The organism is Hoyosella subflava DQS3-9A1, assembly GCF_000214175.1.
Taxonomy (GTDB): domain Bacteria; phylum Actinomycetota; class Actinomycetes; order Mycobacteriales; family Mycobacteriaceae; genus Hoyosella; species Hoyosella subflava.
Map to the genome: position 1 here is coordinate 1 of NC_015560.1, position 17897 is coordinate 17897.

Below are 17897 nucleotides of genomic sequence, written 5' to 3' on the forward strand. Positions count from 1 at the left end.
TAGCCGGTGATGCCGTGCTCGTCCTCAAACGCGCGCAGTTCCTCGAACGCCCGCCGCTGCGCTGCGCGCTGCTGGTCCCTGAACCTGAGCACATCCCGGCACCGCAGCCGGGTGTGACTGCCCACCCGATGCGCGGGAAGCTCACCGCGTTTTGATCATCTTCATCGGCGTCGGACGGGACACCCCCGAAATAGGGGTTGTCACTGTTCCTCTGTCCCCATTTCCTGGGAAGCGGTCTGCGTGAAATCTTCAATGTTCGAGAACTGCTGGCAGGCTCCGGCAGGCGGCATAACCTCAAATTTTCTGGCTGGTGCGAGTTCGATTCGCATTCGATCTTCATTTCCGTCAGTGCAGGGAATACTCACGTCGCAGACCGTGAGTGAGCCGTCGGCACACGTCACCGAAATGCGGACCGTGCCAGAGGGATCGAGCAGGCTCGCGGTAGCTGAGTTCGTTTCCCCCTGCATAGCGGTGAACGTTTCGCCGGGGATACGAGCGACTGGTACGCCGACGATGGTCACTCCATCACCGGTAAGTGGCTTTTCTGAGTCGGCGAATTCGAGGAGCCGCAGCGGCAGCAACTCGTTCAGCCATCCGCTGCCGGTATCGGCGAGTTCAATCCAGTCCCCACTCCCATCCTGGTCAAAACGCTGAAACAGCTTCCCATCACGGAGGATCACGCTGACTTGCATCGGCTCTGCTGGAGCATCTTCCCCGGAAAAAGTCATAGACGATGCCGCCGTGAGGTTCCGCGCCTGGATGTCGGCACGGCCTTCGCTGCTCACTGTGCATCCGAAACGTTCAGGAGTCCCGTGAAGATCAGCTGTGAACCGGTACACGAAATACCGCTTGACTCGTAGATCGCGTACTACGTCGCTCACGACGGGCAAACTCAGCCCCAGTCCTTCGAACTCAACTTAAAGGTTCAACGCCACCTTAGGGTTGCAGAGGTGTGGCCCTGCGCGCAGCCGCCGGGCTGTGATCCGACCATCGCCCTCATCGATCACAAGCATCGGCTCAAACTTCCAGCCAGGCACGTGCGCGTCGAGATAAGCCTGAGACTCAGCTTCGTTCAAGTTCCGGATTGTGAGCCACCCGTTCGCCTGCATCTCAGCGTCTTTCGCTGCTGCAGCACAGGAAACGCAGCCACCATCGTTGGACTGCCGTGGCCGCAGGCCGCCGAACTGGCCCAAACCAGCCTCCCCTGCGGTGCTGGTACCTGTCACCGGGGCCGTTCAGCTGAGCGCATCGAGCAGCTTCTGCAGCACGCGGGTTCCTGCCCTGCGCTCGCGGGTAGTGAGTGAGTCCATGAGATCGGTGGCTACCACAGCGATCGGTGCCACTCCCCTATCGAGCGGCGGGAACGGTCCGGAGACCACACGCAGCACCACCTCCCCAGCAAAGTCGGGGACCAGACCGTAAGCGTCGACGAGCGCGTCGACGTGCGCATTGAGGACATACCCATCGGCACCACTATGGTGGCCTGTTGTCAGCCCGAACCTTGCCGCCATCTGCGGATCCGTGTCGAGAGCGGAACCACCTCCAGGGATCAGAAACGACCCCGGGACCGGTCATCTCCTCGCTCCATCCGCGCACCGCAAGACCCTGCTCGCGCGGCGGCGAGCGAGATACGCAACCGTCTCGGGAGCCGAGTTGCGTAACCGGGACTCATCGTGGGATGGCCGCGTGCGGCCTTCCCAGCTCCTGGGCACAGTGTTTATTGATGATTGTTTGAATTAATTCATTCATATCCCTGCGAACAGGGCGAAAGAACTAGCTCACCTGTTCTTTCCGCCGAGCCACGCTGTGAGCGCTTCGATGGTGATGTCGTGGATTTTCATGTCCTTCTCAACGGCAGCCCGGCGCACCTCCTTGAGAAGTTCCGGCGTGATCCGCGTGCTGAACGGCACCAGAGTCGTCCGGGCCGACGCGGTCGTGGCGGCGGGCTTGCTGGTTTCCGGTTCCGAAGGAGCAGGCTCCGGAGCGAGCGGATGGGCCTTGCGGGGTGCCTTTTGCAGCCCTCCGAAGGCCCTGACTGGCTCCTTACGGGCGGGCATCACTTTCCTCCGTTCATGATTCGCGCCAGATGTACGTCGAAGATGCTGATCAGGTCTGCCGCGCGGTTGCCGTACGCGTGGATCGGCTCGCGGGCACCCTGCGCTTCCGCGATGACGGTACGGAGCGGAATGTGCGGACTCCAGAGCCGCTCCCCCAGTGCACTGCTGAGCTCCTCAGTGCGGAACTCCGCTTCGCGGGAACGCGGCGGCACGCGATTGAGGATGACCCCGAGCAACTCGAGAGCCGGATTGAACAGCTCCTTCACGGTGTCTACGGTGTGCATGACATTGGCGACACCCTGGGAGGCGCTCACCGAGGGCTCTGTCACGATGAGCACGCTGTCCGAAGCGATCAGCGCGTTACTGACCAGCTTGCCCACGCTGGGCTGGCAGTCGATCAGCACGAGCTCGAAGCTGCCGAGGACATCGGTGTCGAGGGCCTTGCGGAGACGGTGCTCCGAACCGAGGGCCTGATCGCCGTCCCGCTCGGCTAGGGAGAGGTCCGAGCCGATCAGTGAGATGTGGTCCCACTTGGAGGGCGCGATCGCGTCGGCCGCGACACCCTTTGCATCGGCGTGCAGGACATCGTTCGCGGTGAACTCCAGGTCGGCAGGGTCCACGCCGAGACAGCTCGTGGCGTTGCCCTGCGGGTCGAGATCAATCAGCAGGGTGGATATGCCAGCCGCGGACGCGGCCGAGGCCAGACCGAGCGCGACGGTCGTCTTGCCCACCCCGCCCTTCTGGTTCGCTATCGCTACACGGCGTGTCATGTATTCATTCTTTCTTGAAAGATTGCCGGTTCGATGCAGGCGCGCCGGGTCGTGAACCTGCTACCCCCTCTCGTTCTCGCTCGAATAGAGGTGAACTTATTGAATTAAATAAATAAAGAATAAATGAACACGTTTATGCAGGTAGAGTCAGTTTGTGGCCGAACGACGCATGGGCGCGGCCCGGGAATTATCAGACCTGACTTGGCCCAGCTCATCGATGACGCGGCAGGGGACTCCGTCCCGGCCGCATCGCTCTTGCGGCAAGTGAAAGTGGTAGCGGCGCGCATGAACGCGGAGCTGCTGGGCGCATGGGTGAAGAGAGAGCTTTCTCATGGCCCTCGGAAGCGGTGGCAGTTCTCAATACTCTGCACAGGAAGGGTGAGGGGGTGCACTTCCCAGAAGGGCTGAGCCTGTTCTTTGCCTGGAAGGTTCCAAAGTTCTGTGTGACCGGCGTTCTCGATGCGGTACGGACCAAGGTCCTAGACCTGGCGCTCGAACTTGGAACAGGTCGCACCCAAAGCAGGGGAGCCGGGGGGAGGGGCTGATGTTCCTCTGGAACAGGTCAGGCAGATCACCTACAACACGATCTACGCGAACAACGTCGCAGTCGGGAGCCCAAACTCTGCACTGACAACTAATCACGGCGTGCAGCCTGGTGATCTCCCCGCGCTGATCGATGCACTCCGCGGGGAGGGCCTGCCTGAGTCAGACGTCGAGATGATCCGTGAGGAGATCGAGGCGAGCGGCGGCGAGGCACCCGCGACGCGATTGCAGCGCGTGCGAGACAATTTGCTCAGCAAGGGTGGCGAGGTTATCGGCGGGGTCTCGGTCAGTGTGCTCACGGCCCTTATGAAGGGCTACTTCGGGATTGAATGACTTAATTAAAGAAAACTTTCTTTAATTCGAAGCGGAGATCGGTCAGAAAGGCCAGGCCTTTTTGGACCCGGTTGCGTGGCCGGGATCCCCCTCCTGCTTCCCGCTGGGGGAGTGGGAGGGGGATCAGGGTGGCCGGATTCGAGTGCGCGGTCAGCGATATCCCGACGAGCGCGAGTTACGTCATCGCGACGATCGTTGCGGCCCTTAGCTTCTGCACTCTGAAGTCCTTCCCTTCCCGGAATTACTCCGTGCTGCAGCTATTAGTCCTCAGGTCGTGAAGCGGAGGAAATAGGCAGGGCGACAGGCAGCCTGAGTGCGATTGGCCGGTGTGATCCCCGCATCGGGGAGTGTGCGTGTTGACCGTAACGCCCACGCTGGCATGCAGTGTCGTATCGTCGCACTCCACGAAGCGAATGAAAGCTAACCGAATTTCTGCCGGCGCGCCTCATCAATTGCAGCTAGTCACATTGGAAGGATGATCGCCATGGCTGGACCAGGGAAGCGCGGCCCGCGCAGCAAGGGCCCACGGGAAGTCGTGTTTGTGAAGATGCATCCCGAGCTGAAGGCTGCCCTGTACGAGGCAGCAGCCGAGCGAGGTATGACTGCGACTGACTATGTCGCACAGCTCGTCGCGAGAGACACCGGCTTGGTTCGGTTCTTAAAGCAGCAGGAGGTGTTGCCGCTGCAGAAGTCTGCCTGACCTGAGCACAACTTCATTGGGCGGCTGACGCAGAAAGCAGAAAACCCCGGCCCGGCAGCCAGGGTCTTCTTTCAAGTGTGTGATCAGCGAGCGGTAACTCCCTGATCAGGCCGCCCCTCACTGAGAGGAACGGAATTGCTTCACGGCACTTCCGAGGGTAGCGGTTACCCGTTTAACGGCACAACTGAACACGAGGATTCGGCACAAGAATTTCTGTCTGCAGAATCCTGCAGACCTGTCCGCGGAGTGGCTTCCCGTAAGAGAAACGCCTCCCGTGCGGGTCTGTTCATCCTGCCGTTGCGCAGGCTGCTGCCCGAGGGCACGTATCGCGGCCGTGACCGGGCGCAGTGCTGGTGGGGCCGTGAAAAGTGGCTGTTGCACTGCTCAGTGCTGTATTGCCTGCATTACCGGCGGCTCCGTCACGAAGGGCGGACCGAGCCAGTTGCCCGTGAGACGTTCATGATGGTCATGGCGGGCATGTCACATGGCGCAGACAACCAGACCGGCCGTGACTGCCGGGTGCCGGTCGGCAAATTGCACCGTGACGGGGCCCGTTCCGGCTTGGTCAGTCATGCCGAGGTATGCCGGCGACAGGTCCAGCGGGCCAGACACCTCGCCAGGGAACTCGGCGTGATCACCGACGTACAGCCAGGCCGCCTGCGCACCCTCGCTGAGAGACTCCAGTCGTGGAAACGCGGCGATAGAGCCCGCGGCTGGTGCACCGTATCCGTGCTGCACGAATCCCGCCGATTCAGCAGGCACCCTGTGGATAACCGAAACGGCCCTCACCTGCAGAATTACATGGATGTCACCCCTCTGATACGTAGTATCGGTAGAAGAGAAAATCCCCGTATGGGGGTTGTTACTCAGGGCACTTCGTGCCGAATAAAGCAGCTCGATACGAGAAGGGGACGCACGCAGGCCGATCCTGCCGCCCTCCGGCTGGCCCGTGGCTGCCTGAACCACCGGAAGATGCCGCCCTGGATCAGGCGGCACGGAAAGTTCGCCTGGGCCAGGGTGCTTGCTCCGTTTGCGGCCGCAGCTTGGGATGCCGATGACGTGGCAGAAGCACTGCGGGAGTACGCGATCGGGCACTACGTTCTGCCCAACCCGCAGAACGCGCTGGGATACCTCCGCTCAATCCTCAACACATTCGACCTGCACAACCGCCCCGCCACGCTCATCCGCGCCGAAGCCGCCGCCCGCGACACCGAACGCAGAGCCAAACAGAAACAACTCCGCGCCGAATGGGCCACCCGCAACGCCAACGCCGCTAGAGAGGATTCCCCGGGCAGACAAGCCGTGCGGCAGGCCCTCGAGGAAATCCGGAAACGGCCGAAGAAGTTCCGGTGAGGAAGCCCCGGCTTCGGTCTCTGATGTGCTGCCGCGCCGCCGCTTGCGGGCTGGCTGGGGTGGCTTTGTCAACCTGATCCAGGACCACTGTGACGGTTTGATCGGGGACCACCAGTGGTCGGGGCTATTGGTTTTGGCGGGTGGCGCGTCCAGATCGGTGCGCAGCATCTCATCGATCGCCGATTTAAACGGCCCCAGCTTCGGCGACTCCCGCACCGGCGTCTTCCGCCTCGGCGGCTCCGGACTCGCGAGCGCCTGGCGGACCGTGCCCCGGCCGACCTTGTACTTGCGAGCCAGCGCCCGAATACCCAACTCCTCAACACGTGCATCTCTTCGGATCTGGGCGAACAGCTCCATACGACTTCCCATCCGGTGCCCCCGACCTTCGTGCCAATAGCGACACGTAAACCGTCGAGGGTGGACCTGAATCAAACCGTCACAACACACCGGTCTGAAGGAAGGTGGTCCTGAACCAGGCCGTCATACCGGTCCCGAATCAAACTGTCATAGTCACTGGGGCCGGATCTGAACGATCCTGTCAGGGCATTGTGTCGTGTATGACGTCGCGACAGGCCTGTCGCGCCACTCAAAGCCATGACGACGTTCACCGCGACGCAGGCCGCCGAGGTATGCGCGGTCTCCGTGCGCACCCGTGCAACGCAAAATGACCACGCTTGAGCAGCACGGAGCCTACAAAGACCAGGGAGGACAGTGGCACATCCCCCTAGCCGCACTGACCGCCGCCGGACTGTCACCGGGACGCCCTAAAGCCCCCGACAACGGGGACGGCAGCATCCCTGACAATTCAGAGCGACAACCAGACACTGTCACAGCTGCGGGAAAAGAACGCGCAACTGCTCAGACGGGCAGAAGTAGCCGAAGCGGTAGCCGCGCAGCGGGAACGCACGATTGAGGACGATCACAATTACGCAACACCGTGCTGCGCCTTCCGCGTAGATCACCTTTTCCAGGTACTGATCTTGAGTAACGCGTATACCCGTACGGCAAAAGTCGGGGCTAGCAGGGAAGGTGTGCACCATGGTGTCAGTGGGAACCGCGAGCCGACATCGAACCAGGCTCCGGATCAGGAGACTCGCAGCCACCTTAGTGGTGTGCGCGTTAACGGTTCCCAGCGTTGGTGTCGCGAATGCCCAGCCCACTACAGGCACCGAGCCTCCGCCCCCGGCCATCACTTCGACCCCAGAGGCCGATCTGGCACCGGCGGAACCAGAAGCAGACCAAGACAGAGAACCGGAAAGCGGCCAGCCGACTACTACTGCTCCTGCCTCAGACGTTCCGTCTGACAGCGCTCCAACGACGAGTAGAGGGAGACCAGCTGACCGGCCGACTCCTCGCGAACAACAACCACATCAGGCGAGTGTTGAAGCGCCACCTTCCTTCGAAGAAGGCAAGAATCTGCCAATGCCCAGCCGTGACGAAGGACCGCTTCGTGGCCGCCCCTCGCACAGCTATAACAATCTTCCGAAGCCCCCACCAGGTCACACATTTCGCTCTGAAACCGAACCCGTCCCAGACGGGTTCACCAAGGAGGAGGCTGATACCGCTGAGCTTATGGCGATGACGGCAACGGCAGGATGCGAGTGGTTCTGGCCATCACCGCACGCGGTCTGCGGCGCAATTCTTCAGCGATACAAAGCTATGGGCGGGCGGGATAGCTGGCTTGGGCTCCCGAACTCACCCGAGTACACGAACCCCGACGGCATCGGCAAACGCAGCCAGTTCCTCAACGGCTCGATTTACTGGCACCCCAGCACAGGCGCACACCCGGTCACCATCCTGTACATGACCAAATGGAACCAGCTCGGCTGGGAAACCGGCTGGCTCGGCTACCCCACCGCGGGTGAGGTCGGGCACGGCCCGTTCGGTTCTCAGCAGGAGTTCCAGGGCGCTGGACTGTTCTGGTCCCAGCCCACCGGTGTCTACGCCGTCGGCGGCGCCATCCGCGCCAAATACGACACCGTGGGCGGTGCCACAGGATTCCTCGGATACCCCACCAGCGACGAACTGACCCCACCAGACGGCGTCGGCAGGTTCAATACCTTCCAGCGCGGCTCAATCTACTGGCACCCGATTTTTGGCGCCCACCCAGTCCACGGAGTGATCCTCGCTGTTTGGGGCAATGCCGGATTCGAGGCCGGGCAGTACGGGTATCCCATCGCGGACGAGACCTCCACGTCCACAGAAACCAATCAGCAGTTCCAGCACGGCCACATAGCATTCAGCCTGCAAAACCCAGTTGCCCAAGACTTCCACGACTGCAAACTCAATACCGAATGGCCGCACGTCTCCAGCCACGTAGATAACACGGTCAATGTGGTTACCACAGGAACCTGCACTCATCCGAAGCGGAAGGTGTCCCACACGACGCAACTGGTACACACACCCGAATGCGGATTCGGAACGTGTGTGCTGCGAACAAGGACGAGCGGTGACTCCAAGGGTGACGGTGTAAACGCCGTGATTCAGGAGGACAATTGGTCTTCCACCAATATGGAGTGCCAGCCTGGCAAGTACCGCGCCGAGACAAAATGGACGATCGTCAACGCCGACGGAGGAGTCCTCGAAACCGTCGCGCGAACACCACAGGTTCAGCTCGGAACGGGCACCGGCGGGTTAGATAAGAACTGCGACCGCAGCTACAACTAGCCTGAACACTGACTGAGGCCTGTCCGGACCAAACCGGGCAGGCCTTTACCACTCGAACACGAACAGGCAAGCCAAGCCCGGAATGCACGGGCTAACAGGCCACTTCAGGCCAAGCACATCACCGCAAGGTCTAACCTGAATTACGCAACTGAGAATGTCTCGCTACAACGTTGCCGCTCGACGTGAGCTGCATTCCATCAGCTTTTAGAAGGACCCACACATTGAGAACAACTTGGGCGATGTCCGATATTTGTTCCGCCCACTACCTATTCGAAGACGGCGGAACGAACGCTAGCGGAAACGTTGCGGGGCTGGTTTCCGCGGCCTTCCCGGCGTATGCAAGAATCCTTCACCCCGCCTACCGGCGAGTCTCTGAAGCCACCTCAGCTGCGCCAGCGTCATTTGCATCCGTTCGCTGGACGACAGTAGCGAAGCATTCGGGAGCGATAGCGCATCCCGCCATGGAGTGGGAAGCTATCTCAGCCGGACACCGAGACCCAGAAACTCTGGTATGGGACGTACCCCCTTCCACGGGGCGTCTCCCAAGTCCAGAGCAGATGGTACTTGCCGGCGTGCTCGAAGATCACACGAGCACGCCAGAACGATGCTGGTTCGCGTTCGCGGAGGCACGCGGCCTGACTGTGCCGCCTGACTACCCGCGAATCATCACCGCGATGGGACCCATGATCGTCTTCTGTGGTGCTGTACTTGATGCTGGTCGCACATTTCAGTACGAGAGCCCGAATCTGTGGTGGCCCGAAGATAGACGCTGGTGTGTCGCCTCCGATATAGACCTAATGGCGACCTACGTTGGAGGCTCACTCGCATGTATCGAGGACCTATTAGCTTCGCCAAGCCTGGAAGCGATGCCCGCCAAACCAGACCAGAAGATCACAATCGACGCTGACACAGTGAACCCGCCACCACCTCAACCATGACGCAGAGGCGCCCCGGCTCTGATCTCACGATCGTGGGCAGAGCCATTTACGGCAGTTCTGTCATCGTTTGCTCGGCGGCTTTTACTTCGCCGTGTACTACCGCGAGGCTGACTCCGACACCGCGGGCAATCTCGCGCAGCGACTGGCCTTCCGCACGGCGGGCAAGGATGGCGCGGCGCTTGTCCTCATCAACCACCCGTGGCCGGCCGCCTTTGCGTCCGCGCCGTGCCGGCCAGCCCCTGAAGTTCCTGCCACACGACTTCCGGAGGATCTTCATCACCGACGCCGTCATGAACGGAATGCCTCCCCACATCGCCCAACTCGTCGTCGGCCACCGCGACATCAACACCACTATGGGCTACAAGGCCGTCTACCCCGAGGAAGTCATCAACGGCCACCGCGCGTTCATCGCCCGCCGCCGGGACCTGCGCCCCGGCGAGGAATACCGCACACCCACCGACACCGAATGGGACGAATTCCTCGGGCACTTCGCGCACCGCAAGGTCGCCCTCGGCACCTTGCGGCCGCTCCTACAACACACCATGCATCCACGAACACTCCTGCCTGAGATGCCCACTCCTGCGCCCCGAGCCTCACCAGCGCGAACGGCTCACCGAAGTCCGCGACAACCTGATCGCCCGCATCGACGAAGCCCGCCGCGAAGGCTGGCTCGGCGAGGTCGACGGCCTCGAGATCAGCCTCACCGGCGCGGAACACAAACTCGCCCAGCTCCACGAACTCTCAACCCGAGCATCCACCATCCACCTGGGCTTACCGCACTTCACGAACCTCGTCGGCAGAGCCATCGAATAGCCTGAGACCGAAGGCCCCGGTAGTTCAGAGAACATATCAACACCCTGCTACTGCAAACCGTTCTCGAGGTACCCCGCTTCCACGACCTGATCGGTGAGCACGAGCAACGGGCGCTCACGCCGCTGTTCTGGTCCAACATCAACCCCTACGGACGGTTCCGGCTCGACATGGACACCCGCTTGGACCTGTCCGCGTAAATGAGAGCAGGACTCCATCCCCAATAACCGCGTCCGGAAGGGGAACCCTCAACGGACATGTCGCACCGCCGTCGGCGGACCACACGTCGTGATTGCTGACCTCGAACAACTCCGGCAATCGGTGTCTCATATACCTAGTACGCACCGCAATCGCGAACCGGATCATTGAGCCGGGGATATCCGTTACAGTCCCGTTTGTGGCGACGACCGGGACTCTCGTTGGTTACGCGCGCTGCTCGACCGATGAGCAGGATCTGACCGCGCAGCGGCAGCAGCTGCGTGACCTCGGTGTCAGCGCGGACCGGATCTACCTCGATCACGGCCTGACCGGCACCAACCGCGCCAGGCCCGGACTCGATCAGGCACTGGCAGCGGTCCGGGCTGGCGATACCCTCGTCGTCCCGAAACTCGACCGGCTTGCCCGATCAGTTCCCGACGCCCGCGCGATCGGTGACGATCTCGCCACTCGCGGCATCAAGCTGTCTCTCGGCGGTCAGATCTACGATCCCACCGATCCGATGGGCAAGATGTTCTTCAACATCCTGGCCACCTTCGCCGAGTTCGAAGTAGACCTGCTGCGGATGCGGACCCGCGAAGGAATGGTCATCGCCCGCGCAAAAGGCAGATTAAAAGGACGCCAGCCCAAGCTCACGACCAAGCAGCAAACCGAGCTGCGGCGCATGCACGCCAGCGGCAACTACACAATCACCGACCTGGCCGAACTGTTCAACATCTCGCGACCGACCGTCTACCGCACCCTCAGGCCAGCAGAATCCGGTCCTGCCTAATACCTGCTACATGTCGCTCTGGGACACGCTCGGTAGTCCGGGGCCTGGGAACAGACATTGTGCGTTTTCGGGGACCGGCTCCTGGGATCGCTCGCGCGCACGCTTAAGACGTGGCTGCCGGTCCAGCGAGTCGATGGGAAGCCGCGTGGCTCCGCGTAGCCGTCTGCCCGGCCAATAACCTGCCGGGTTCAGGAGATCACCGGCGTGTGCTCGGGATCTGGTGGTCAGGCCACTCACCGATTGTGGGTCTGGTACTGGTCAAAGGATCGTGGTGGGTGCTTTTCCGTGTCGGTGGAGGTAGGCGTCTGCGATTTCGGTGACGTCGAGTTCTGTTTGGTCGATACGAATAACGGGGTGCCCGTTGGGCCATATGGTCCAGCGTGCGCTAGTGGGTGTTCGCGATCAGCACCTGTCCCAGCAGCAGTGCTATCTCGCTGCCCAGTTGTGGCTGAGTTTTTCGTCGGTCTGTGCTTCTTCGAGTCGGCGTTCGATGGCTGCTAGTGCGTCACGGGTGTTTCCGCAGGGTTCGTTCCGGTCGGCCAGCCACTGTGTCAGTTCGTCAGGTTGCGGCACGGCCGTGTCCGCGTCGATCGCACTGTGTGTGTCTGTGCCGTATACGGCTAGCCCGCGTGCGGTGCCGTGGCGGGGACCGATGCGCAGGAGACGCTGGACGAACCGGGGAAGGCGGGTACTGAGAGCGGTGGGCAGCATCATGTCGAGCATTTCTGCCCAAGCCGCGAACCGGAGTCGGCGCATTAGTCAGCGCCGGTAATGGCTGGATCGTGGGCAGCCGGGGTCGCTGCCGGTGCGCTTGTGTGATGGAGCAGGGCGCGGATGTCTTTGGCTGGGAGTCCGGTCCACTGCGCGATCGTGGAAGCTGTCTCCCCGTTGCTGTGGATGCCTGCGAGCGCAGCGTGTTTCGTGTCCGTGAGGGCGTGTTTGCGTGCGGCTGCTTTCTCACGCACCGCTGCGATCTCCCGTTCGGTGTCGTGATCGATCGCGGCTTCCCGTTCAGCGGCGGTGAAGAATTCTTCGAGACGTGTCGCGTTGAGCTCGTCGCGTTGGCGGCGCCGCGCGAGCGCGCCGAGTGTGCGCTGCCGTGCCTGGGCGCGCACCGTGACTGGGTTCTGCTTGCTTGCCATGACCGTGAAGCATAAAAACCCCTGTCCCGCAGCGCACATCACCCCGCCCATGATCTGGTACCGCCACAGCATCTGACCCCTCCTAGCTACCCATGTTCGATCTGCGTGATCTTGGCCACTTGACTGCTACACACCATTTGCACTCTGAGTGTTTTTGGGGCGGTGTCTGTTTGAATGTGGGTCGTGATGACGCTGCACGTGCTGCACGCGGGTGATGGGTATGCGTATCTGACTCGTCAGGTCGCGTCGATGGATCGTGCCCGGGAGCGCGGGGACGCGCTGGCGAGTTATTACGCCGAGCATGGCACCCCGCCGGGGGTGTGGCTCGGCTCCGGGCTCGCGTCACTCGCGGGAAGCGGTCCTGATCCTGCTGTGGCAGCGGTGTCGGGGATGGTGAGTGAGGCGCAGATGAGGGCGCTGTTCGGGGAGGGGCTGCACCCGAACGCGAACGAGATCGCGGCCGCGGTGATCACGGCCGCCTCCACTCCGCGCCAGTTGCGCAGCGCGGTGAGAACCGCGGAGACAGCGACCCGTTTGGGCCGGAGATTCCCGGTGTTCGCGAACGACAACCCGCTGCGTGACGCCTTTAGTGAGGCGGTGACTGGGTTTGAGCGCCAGCAGGACCGGCCCGCCACCACTGCGGAGCGGGCGGGGTTGTGGCGGGCAGTGGGAGCGCCACTGTTCGAGGACAAGCATGGCCGCCCGGCCGCGACGGAGCGGGAGCTGGTGGCGTGGATCGCGTGGCAGCGCGGCACCGACCGGCAGCCGGTCGCGGGCTACGATCTGGTGTTCACGCCCGCGAAATCCGTGTCAGTGTTGTGGGCGCTCGGCAACGACCAGGTCCGCGACGCGGTCACCAAAGCCCACCACGATGCGGTGAAAGACGCTTTGGGGTGGCTGGAGACAGAGGCGGCGTTCACCCGCCGGGGCGCGGGCGGGATCGAGCAGATCGACACCACCGGTTTGATCGTGGCGGCGTTTGATCACTTTGACAACCGCGCGGGGGAACCGAACTTGCACACCCACTGCGCGGTCAGCAACAAAGTCTGCGGGGCGGACGGGAAATGGTCCGCACTCGATGGGGCGGCGCTGCACCGCCACGCCACCGCCGCAGCCGCACGGTATAACGCGGCGGTCGTGGACAACCTGCGCCGCAGCCTCGGGATCGGGTTCACCGTGCGGGAGATGGGCGCGGGCAAACAGCCCGTGGTGGAGATCGCCGGAATCGATCAAAGCCTGTGTGACGCGTTCGCGACCCGGTCCGCCGCGATCCGCGCCCGCCGCGACGACCTCGTCACCGAGTTCCGCCGCACCCACGGCTACAGCCCCGATGCGAAAACCTTGTATCGGCTGGCGCAGCAGGCCACCCTCGACACCCGGGAAGGCAAACAGGCGCCCCAGTCGCTCGCCGGGATGCGGGCACAGTGGCGCGCTGCCGCGGCCGCGCACCTCGGCGGCGAGGACGCGGTCGAGGCGATGCTCGAGCACGCCCTCACCGGACAGGGTGCATCCGCAGCGGCGGCGGTGGTGCGGGGGTTTCTGGGGGTGGAGCATGAGGCCGCGCTGGTACTCGAGTATGTGGCGGGGCGCCGCGCGACGTTCACCGCCGCCCAGGTCCGCACCCGAGCGGAGGCGCAGCTCGCGCTCGTGGCATTCCCCACCGCGCAGGCACGCCGCGACGCGATCGACACCGTCATCAACCGGGCCCTCACCCCCCGCGGCAACGAGCACACTACGACACGTGGGGATCACGCGGTCGCCCTCACCGCCCCGGAAACCGTGCCGGTCCCGGGGCGGCTGAAGCGCGCTGATGGGGAGTCGGTGCTCACGAGGCATGGGGAAACCCGCTACACCACTCTGAGTGTCCTGCACGCTGAACAAGCTTTGCTGGACGCCGCCGCCACTCCCACCGCGTATTTCACCAGCCACGCCGAGCTGCGCGCCACCGCAGCCGCGCTCAAGAAGGAAACGGGCCGGGGTTTGAATGGTGGGCAGTGGGAAATCGCGCGGCATTTCTGCCTCTCCGGCGCGCGGGTCGCGGTCGCGACCGGCCCCGCGGGGGCGGGGAAAACCACCGCCATGAAACTGGTCGCCGACACCTGGAAACAGTCCGGGCGCGACGTGATCGCGCTCGCCCCCTCCGCGGTCGCCGCGGACACCCTCGGCACCGAGATCGGCGCCCCCGCCGCCACGCTCGCGTCACTGACCTACCCGTACCGCGGCCGCATCGACGGCATCCAGCAAGGGACCATCCCGCGGAAGATCCGGCCGGGGACGATGCTGCTCGTTGACGAGGCCGCCATGGCCTCTTTGCCGGATCTGGCGGCGCTGCACGAGATCGCAGACCGGACCGGCGCGGTGATCCGGCTGCTCGGTGACCCCGCCCAGCTCGACGCGGTTGAGACCGGCGGGACACTGCGGCTGCTCGCCGATCACACCCGCGCCCCCGAACTCGACGCGGTGGTGCGGTTCGGCGACGACCACGCCCAGGCAATCGCGTCGCTGCGGCTGCGCGCCGGGAACCCTCAAGGGCTCGCTTTGTATGCGCAGCGCGGGTGGATCCACGACGGCACCCGCCACGACTTGCTCGAACAGGCCGCGGCCGCGTACCTCACCGACCGCAACAAGGGGCGCACCAGCATCGTGCTCGCCGCCACCCGCGACGACGTCCGCGCCCTCAACCAGCTCCTCCAAACCGCCACGAACCACACCGCGACCACAACAGCAGCGGACACAGCAGCAGCGACGGCCGACAGCAGCAGCAGTGACGGCAGCGGTGGCAATAGCAATAGCAGTGCTGGTGGTGGCCGGGTGGTGAGGCTGTGTGACGGTGCCACCGCGCGGATCGGGGACACGATCGTTACCCGCCACAACGACCCCGCTTTGCGGGTGAAGGCGGGGTCCCGCCCCGGTGAGCGGGTCCGCAACGGGGACCTGTGGACCATCACCGCCGTACACGAGGATGGCAGTGCCGGGGCTCGTAACCTCGCCAGCCGCGGTGCTGTCACCCTGCCCGCCGGGTATGTCACCACGCATGTGGAACTCGGGTACGCCTGCACCATTCACCGCGCGCAGGGCGTCACCGTGGACACCACCCACGCGCTGATCACCGGGCACACCAGCCGCGCCGGGCTCTACGTCGCCGCGACCCGCGGCCGCACCGAAAACCACCTCTACGTCCCCACCGACACGCTGGATATCGACACCGAACCCATCCACCTCACCCCCAGCAGCAGCGAAGCCGGGACTGAGATGGTGCTGGAGCGGCTGACAACCGTGCTCGAGCGGGACCAGGGACAGAGCTCGGCCACCGAAACCCTCCGCGAGGTGCTGCGGGCAGCCGACGACCCGCAGCACCTGCACGCCGCCTATATCACCGCCTGCGACGCCCTGACCCGCGATTACCTGGACTGGCTTATCGACCGGTCCCTGCCCGCCGCCATCACCGAAACCATGCGCGCCCACCCCGGAACGCACGCGGCACTGAATGCCCGGCTCACCGCCCTCACCCACCACGGACACGACACCACACACCTGCTCACCCACGCGATCCACACCCACGACCCCACCACCCCAGCCGATGTGAACACGCTGCTGCTGCAGCACCTCCCCCACCCCACCCCCGCACCCTCCGGTAGTGAGGTGGTGACCCGGGATCTGGGGGTGTTGCCGCCGCGGCATCCCGGCATGGACCACCAGCTCGCCGACTACGCCCGCACCGCCCGAAACGAACTCACCCAACCGGTACCGGGCTCGGGACCGCGGGCGAGGGGGGACGCGGTGGTGGTGGCGGAGCTGCGCGATAACCCGATACGGCAGCTGCCCGACGCACAGTTGCGCCGTATCGCCAGCGGTCACGACCCCCGCCGGGGCACCGACGCCACCATCGTGATGGCCGGGCACAGCGCACTCACTCAGGCTGAGCACGCTCATGCGCGGGCCCGCGCCGGCCTCACCCGCCTCACCCAGGCGCACACCGCATGGCAGAACTACACACGCGCCGCCCAAGAAGCCGAAAGCCTAGACACCCAGCGCCACGACCTCACCGGTGAGATCCGCAGACTGGAAACCGAACGCGCCCGCCTCGGAATATTCGCCCGCGCCCGCCGCCGCGAACTCGACACCACCCTCGCCAGGCTCACCGCCACCCACACCGGCCTCGACACCCAAGTGCGGGCGGCGTGGCAGCACGCCCACCAGCTGAAACCCGCAGGACCGCCCGTCACCAGCGAACAAATCACCCACGCTGAAAACCGGGTCACCGCCACCGCCGCGCAGGTGGACACCACCTGTGCCAGCCATACCCGCCGCACCGAGCAGATCCACCGCGAACAACACCACCGCCAGAGCTCGGCACAACAGGAACTCCACCGCCGCGAGCACCTCACCCCCGAACAACACGCCCAGGAACAACGCCTCCGCGAACACCACACCCGCCAGAAAAACACCCAGAAACAGGGACGGTTCTCGCCGTCCCTCGCGCTAGACCGCGGACCCAGCCGCAGCCCCGACGGTCACGGCATCGGAGACTAGCCCTTCCCCCGGGAGACTAGATCAGGGCGTGTCGATGCGGTGAGATGCCCCGGGCAGCGAGCACCCTGCCCTCCCTCGCAGTGGTAGATGGCTTTAAGCGCAGCCGCCAGGAAGGTGGCGCGGGGCACTTGGCCTAGGGGATTTTCACGGAAGGGTGGCTAGGCAGTGGCCGATCACGCACACTAGATTCCATGACAGAGGAACCCGTCGCTGACGTGGACGCGCTTGCTGCGTGGTCTGCCATCGCTGCGCGGGTAGAGCATGGCGAGTCCGTTCCCTTTATCGCGCACGGCAAGCAGGTCGGCTACATCGTCCCCGTCGGGGAACTCGAGCGTTTGCAGGAGACCATCGCTGTGCTCTCCGACCCCGACACCATTGCTGATCTGCGTGACCGCACCAGCGAAGACCAGCTCGCCGGTGTGGAAGCATTGCACGAGCTCCTCGCCGCGCGCCGGTCCGCGGGCAAACGCTAAAGCATCTGCACCCCCGTTTGATTCACTGGCAGACATGAGCACGCCAGAACACGAGCATGACGACGAGCAGCGCCAGCCGTACACGCTCACGCTGCGCCGTCCTGCCCGCCGCGCTCTGGCCGAGGAACTGCCCCTGGAAGCAGCCATGGCCGTGGGAGAACTGCTCTCCGGGGATCTGCTCACCAGTCCCCGCCGCGTCGGTAAACGTCTCTACCCGCCCCTTAACCACCTGTACTCCGCACGCCGGGGCGAATACCGCATCCTCTACGAAATCAACGACCACACACGAACCGTCACCGTGGCATCCATCCGCCACCGCCGCGACGCCTACCACACATAAAGCCCGGCACCTTGGGGCCAAGATTCCTGCCTGAACACTTCGTGATGACCGAACACGCCTGTGCGCGCGCTCGCGACGACTCACCACCCCGCCATCGTCATCCTCACAGACGGCCAATAGACGACCTCGACCGCCTCACCCAGCAGGCTGGACCGAACGTAGCCGCCTACGGGTGCACATTCGAATCGGCAAGCACGCTTAACAGCCCGATGCTCGTAGCCTCTCACCGTACAAGCGCGAAATGAGCTGC

At 63.9% G+C, this 17897-nt stretch carries 19 protein-coding genes and 2 pseudogenes; 10 read left to right on the top strand and 11 right to left on the bottom strand.

Annotated features, from left to right (window positions below; all coding sequences use genetic code 11):
• Nucleotides 1-14: 14 nt before the first annotated feature.
• Complete coding sequence (locus AS9A_RS24240; RefSeq protein WP_013798025.1) at nucleotides 15-155, top strand: hypothetical protein; 141 nt, start codon at nucleotides 15-17, stop codon at nucleotides 153-155.
• A 45-nt stretch (nucleotides 156-200) separates the two neighbouring features.
• On the opposite strand, the gene AS9A_RS21925 is transcribed toward AS9A_RS24240, so the two are convergent.
• From AS9A_RS21925 to AS9A_RS21945, 5 genes are all read right to left on the bottom strand, one after another.
• Nucleotides 201-881 (bottom strand): hypothetical protein, encoded by a 681-nt coding sequence (locus AS9A_RS21925; RefSeq protein ID WP_013798026.1) that lies wholly within the window; start codon nucleotides 879-881, stop codon nucleotides 201-203.
• A gap of 36 nt (nucleotides 882-917) precedes the next feature.
• A complete protein-coding gene (locus AS9A_RS21930; RefSeq protein ID WP_013798027.1) occupies nucleotides 918-1226 on the bottom strand; it encodes a hypothetical protein in 309 nt (102 codons plus the stop codon).
• A 9-nt stretch (nucleotides 1227-1235) separates the two neighbouring features.
• A complete protein-coding gene (locus tag AS9A_RS22985) occupies nucleotides 1236-1511 on the bottom strand; it encodes a hypothetical protein (RefSeq protein ID WP_013798028.1) in 276 nt (91 codons plus the stop codon).
• A 267-nt stretch (nucleotides 1512-1778) separates the two neighbouring features.
• Nucleotides 1779-2057, bottom strand: a complete 279-nt coding sequence (locus tag AS9A_RS21940; protein ID WP_041452386.1) for a hypothetical protein — start codon at nucleotides 2055-2057, stop codon at nucleotides 1779-1781.
• Nucleotides 2057-2827, bottom strand: a complete 771-nt coding sequence (locus AS9A_RS21945) for a ParA family protein (RefSeq protein ID WP_049793971.1) — start codon at nucleotides 2825-2827, stop codon at nucleotides 2057-2059. Before AS9A_RS21945 ends, AS9A_RS21940 begins: the two co-directional genes overlap by 1 nt.
• 498 nt (nucleotides 2828-3325) lie before the next feature.
• Between AS9A_RS21945 and AS9A_RS21955 the strand changes: the two genes are divergently transcribed.
• Together AS9A_RS21955 and AS9A_RS21960 are read left to right on the top strand one after the other, a co-directional pair.
• Nucleotides 3326-3703: a hypothetical protein gene (locus tag AS9A_RS21955; protein WP_013798033.1), complete on the top strand. Its 378-nt coding sequence runs from the start codon at nucleotides 3326-3328 to the stop codon at nucleotides 3701-3703.
• A gap of 484 nt (nucleotides 3704-4187) precedes the next feature.
• The gene (locus tag AS9A_RS21960) at nucleotides 4188-4403 is read left to right on the top strand and encodes a hypothetical protein (protein ID WP_013798036.1); all 216 of its coding nucleotides are present in this window, start codon (nucleotides 4188-4190) and stop codon (nucleotides 4401-4403) included.
• Nucleotides 4404-4883: 480 nt separating this feature from the next.
• On the opposite strand, the gene AS9A_RS23945 is transcribed toward AS9A_RS21960, so the two are convergent.
• The 3 genes and pseudogenes from AS9A_RS23945 to AS9A_RS24250 form a co-directional block, all read right to left on the bottom strand.
• Complete coding sequence (locus tag AS9A_RS23945; RefSeq protein ID WP_041452388.1) at nucleotides 4884-5165, bottom strand: hypothetical protein; 282 nt, start codon at nucleotides 5163-5165, stop codon at nucleotides 4884-4886.
• 732 nt (nucleotides 5166-5897) lie between these two features.
• Nucleotides 5898-6125 (bottom strand): annotated as a pseudogene (locus AS9A_RS23525) (IS21 family transposase); the annotation flags it as partial.
• A gap of 458 nt (nucleotides 6126-6583) precedes the next feature.
• The gene (locus tag AS9A_RS24250; protein WP_158307399.1) at nucleotides 6584-6925 is read right to left on the bottom strand and encodes a hypothetical protein; all 342 of its coding nucleotides are present in this window, start codon (nucleotides 6923-6925) and stop codon (nucleotides 6584-6586) included.
• Nucleotides 6926-7178: 253 nt separating this feature from the next.
• On the opposite strand from AS9A_RS24250, the gene AS9A_RS22990 reads away from it, so the two are divergent.
• Together AS9A_RS22990 and AS9A_RS23535 are read left to right on the top strand one after the other, a co-directional pair.
• The gene (locus AS9A_RS22990) at nucleotides 7179-8423 is read left to right on the top strand and encodes an LGFP repeat-containing protein (RefSeq protein ID WP_158307400.1); all 1245 of its coding nucleotides are present in this window, start codon (nucleotides 7179-7181) and stop codon (nucleotides 8421-8423) included.
• 221 nt (nucleotides 8424-8644) lie between these two features.
• Complete coding sequence (locus AS9A_RS23535) at nucleotides 8645-9361, top strand: hypothetical protein (protein ID WP_148262657.1); 717 nt, start codon at nucleotides 8645-8647, stop codon at nucleotides 9359-9361.
• 46 nt (nucleotides 9362-9407) lie between these two features.
• Here AS9A_RS23535 and AS9A_RS24730 read toward each other — a convergent pair whose 3' ends face one another.
• Complete coding sequence (locus tag AS9A_RS24730) at nucleotides 9408-9557, bottom strand: helix-turn-helix domain-containing protein (protein ID WP_013798042.1); 150 nt, start codon at nucleotides 9555-9557, stop codon at nucleotides 9408-9410.
• Nucleotides 9558-9591: 34 nt separating this feature from the next.
• Here AS9A_RS24730 and AS9A_RS23540 point away from each other — a divergent pair.
• Nucleotides 9592-10174 (top strand): annotated as a pseudogene (locus tag AS9A_RS23540) (site-specific integrase); the annotation flags it as partial.
• A 394-nt stretch (nucleotides 10175-10568) separates the two neighbouring features.
• Nucleotides 10569-11159: a recombinase family protein gene (locus AS9A_RS21995; RefSeq protein ID WP_041452392.1), complete on the top strand. Its 591-nt coding sequence runs from the start codon at nucleotides 10569-10571 to the stop codon at nucleotides 11157-11159.
• Nucleotides 11160-11585: 426 nt separating this feature from the next.
• On the opposite strand, the gene AS9A_RS22000 is transcribed toward AS9A_RS21995, so the two are convergent.
• Both AS9A_RS22000 and AS9A_RS22005 read right to left on the bottom strand, forming a co-directional pair.
• The gene (locus AS9A_RS22000) at nucleotides 11586-11915 is read right to left on the bottom strand and encodes a hypothetical protein (protein WP_041452393.1); all 330 of its coding nucleotides are present in this window, start codon (nucleotides 11913-11915) and stop codon (nucleotides 11586-11588) included.
• On the bottom strand, nucleotides 11915-12301 hold the full coding sequence (locus tag AS9A_RS22005) for a hypothetical protein (RefSeq protein ID WP_148262659.1): 387 nt from the start codon (nucleotides 12299-12301) through the stop codon (nucleotides 11915-11917). Before AS9A_RS22005 ends, AS9A_RS22000 begins: the two co-directional genes overlap by 1 nt.
• A gap of 186 nt (nucleotides 12302-12487) precedes the next feature.
• Here AS9A_RS22005 and mobF point away from each other — a divergent pair, with 186 nt between their 5' ends.
• The 3 genes from mobF (at nucleotide 12488) to AS9A_RS22020 (ending at nucleotide 17647) form a co-directional block, all read left to right on the top strand.
• Nucleotides 12488-16834: a MobF family relaxase gene (mobF, locus tag AS9A_RS22010; RefSeq protein WP_083826721.1), complete on the top strand. Its 4347-nt coding sequence runs from the start codon at nucleotides 12488-12490 to the stop codon at nucleotides 16832-16834.
• 191 nt (nucleotides 16835-17025) lie between these two features.
• Nucleotides 17026-17307, top strand: a complete 282-nt coding sequence (locus AS9A_RS22015) for a hypothetical protein (RefSeq protein ID WP_013798049.1) — start codon at nucleotides 17026-17028, stop codon at nucleotides 17305-17307.
• Between the two features lie 34 nt (nucleotides 17308-17341).
• The gene (locus AS9A_RS22020) at nucleotides 17342-17647 is read left to right on the top strand and encodes a type II toxin-antitoxin system RelE family toxin (protein WP_013798050.1); all 306 of its coding nucleotides are present in this window, start codon (nucleotides 17342-17344) and stop codon (nucleotides 17645-17647) included.
• Nucleotides 17648-17897: the final 250 nt, after the last annotated feature.

Coding starts and splice junctions, on each gene's coding strand:
- AS9A_RS22005 (WP_148262659.1), bottom strand. CDS start 12,301: ATGGCAAGCAAGCAGAACCCAGTCACGGTGCGCGCCCAGGCACGGCAG.
- AS9A_RS21940 (WP_041452386.1), bottom strand. CDS start 2,057: ATGCCCGCCCGTAAGGAGCCAGTCAGGGCCTTCGGAGGGCTGCAAAAG.
- AS9A_RS22020 (WP_013798050.1), top strand. CDS start 17,342: ATGAGCACGCCAGAACACGAGCATGACGACGAGCAGCGCCAGCCGTAC.
- AS9A_RS22000 (WP_041452393.1), bottom strand. CDS start 11,915: ATGCGCCGACTCCGGTTCGCGGCTTGGGCAGAAATGCTCGACATGATG.
- AS9A_RS21960 (WP_013798036.1), top strand. CDS start 4,188: ATGGCTGGACCAGGGAAGCGCGGCCCGCGCAGCAAGGGCCCACGGGAA.
- mobF (WP_083826721.1), top strand. CDS start 12,488: ATGACGCTGCACGTGCTGCACGCGGGTGATGGGTATGCGTATCTGACT.
- AS9A_RS21945 (WP_049793971.1), bottom strand. CDS start 2,827: ATGACACGCCGTGTAGCGATAGCGAACCAGAAGGGCGGGGTGGGCAAG.
- AS9A_RS22990 (WP_158307400.1), top strand. CDS start 7,179: ATGCCCAGCCGTGACGAAGGACCGCTTCGTGGCCGCCCCTCGCACAGC.
- AS9A_RS22985 (WP_013798028.1), bottom strand. CDS start 1,511: ATGGCGGCAAGGTTCGGGCTGACAACAGGCCACCATAGTGGTGCCGAT.
- AS9A_RS22015 (WP_013798049.1), top strand. CDS start 17,026: ATGACAGAGGAACCCGTCGCTGACGTGGACGCGCTTGCTGCGTGGTCT.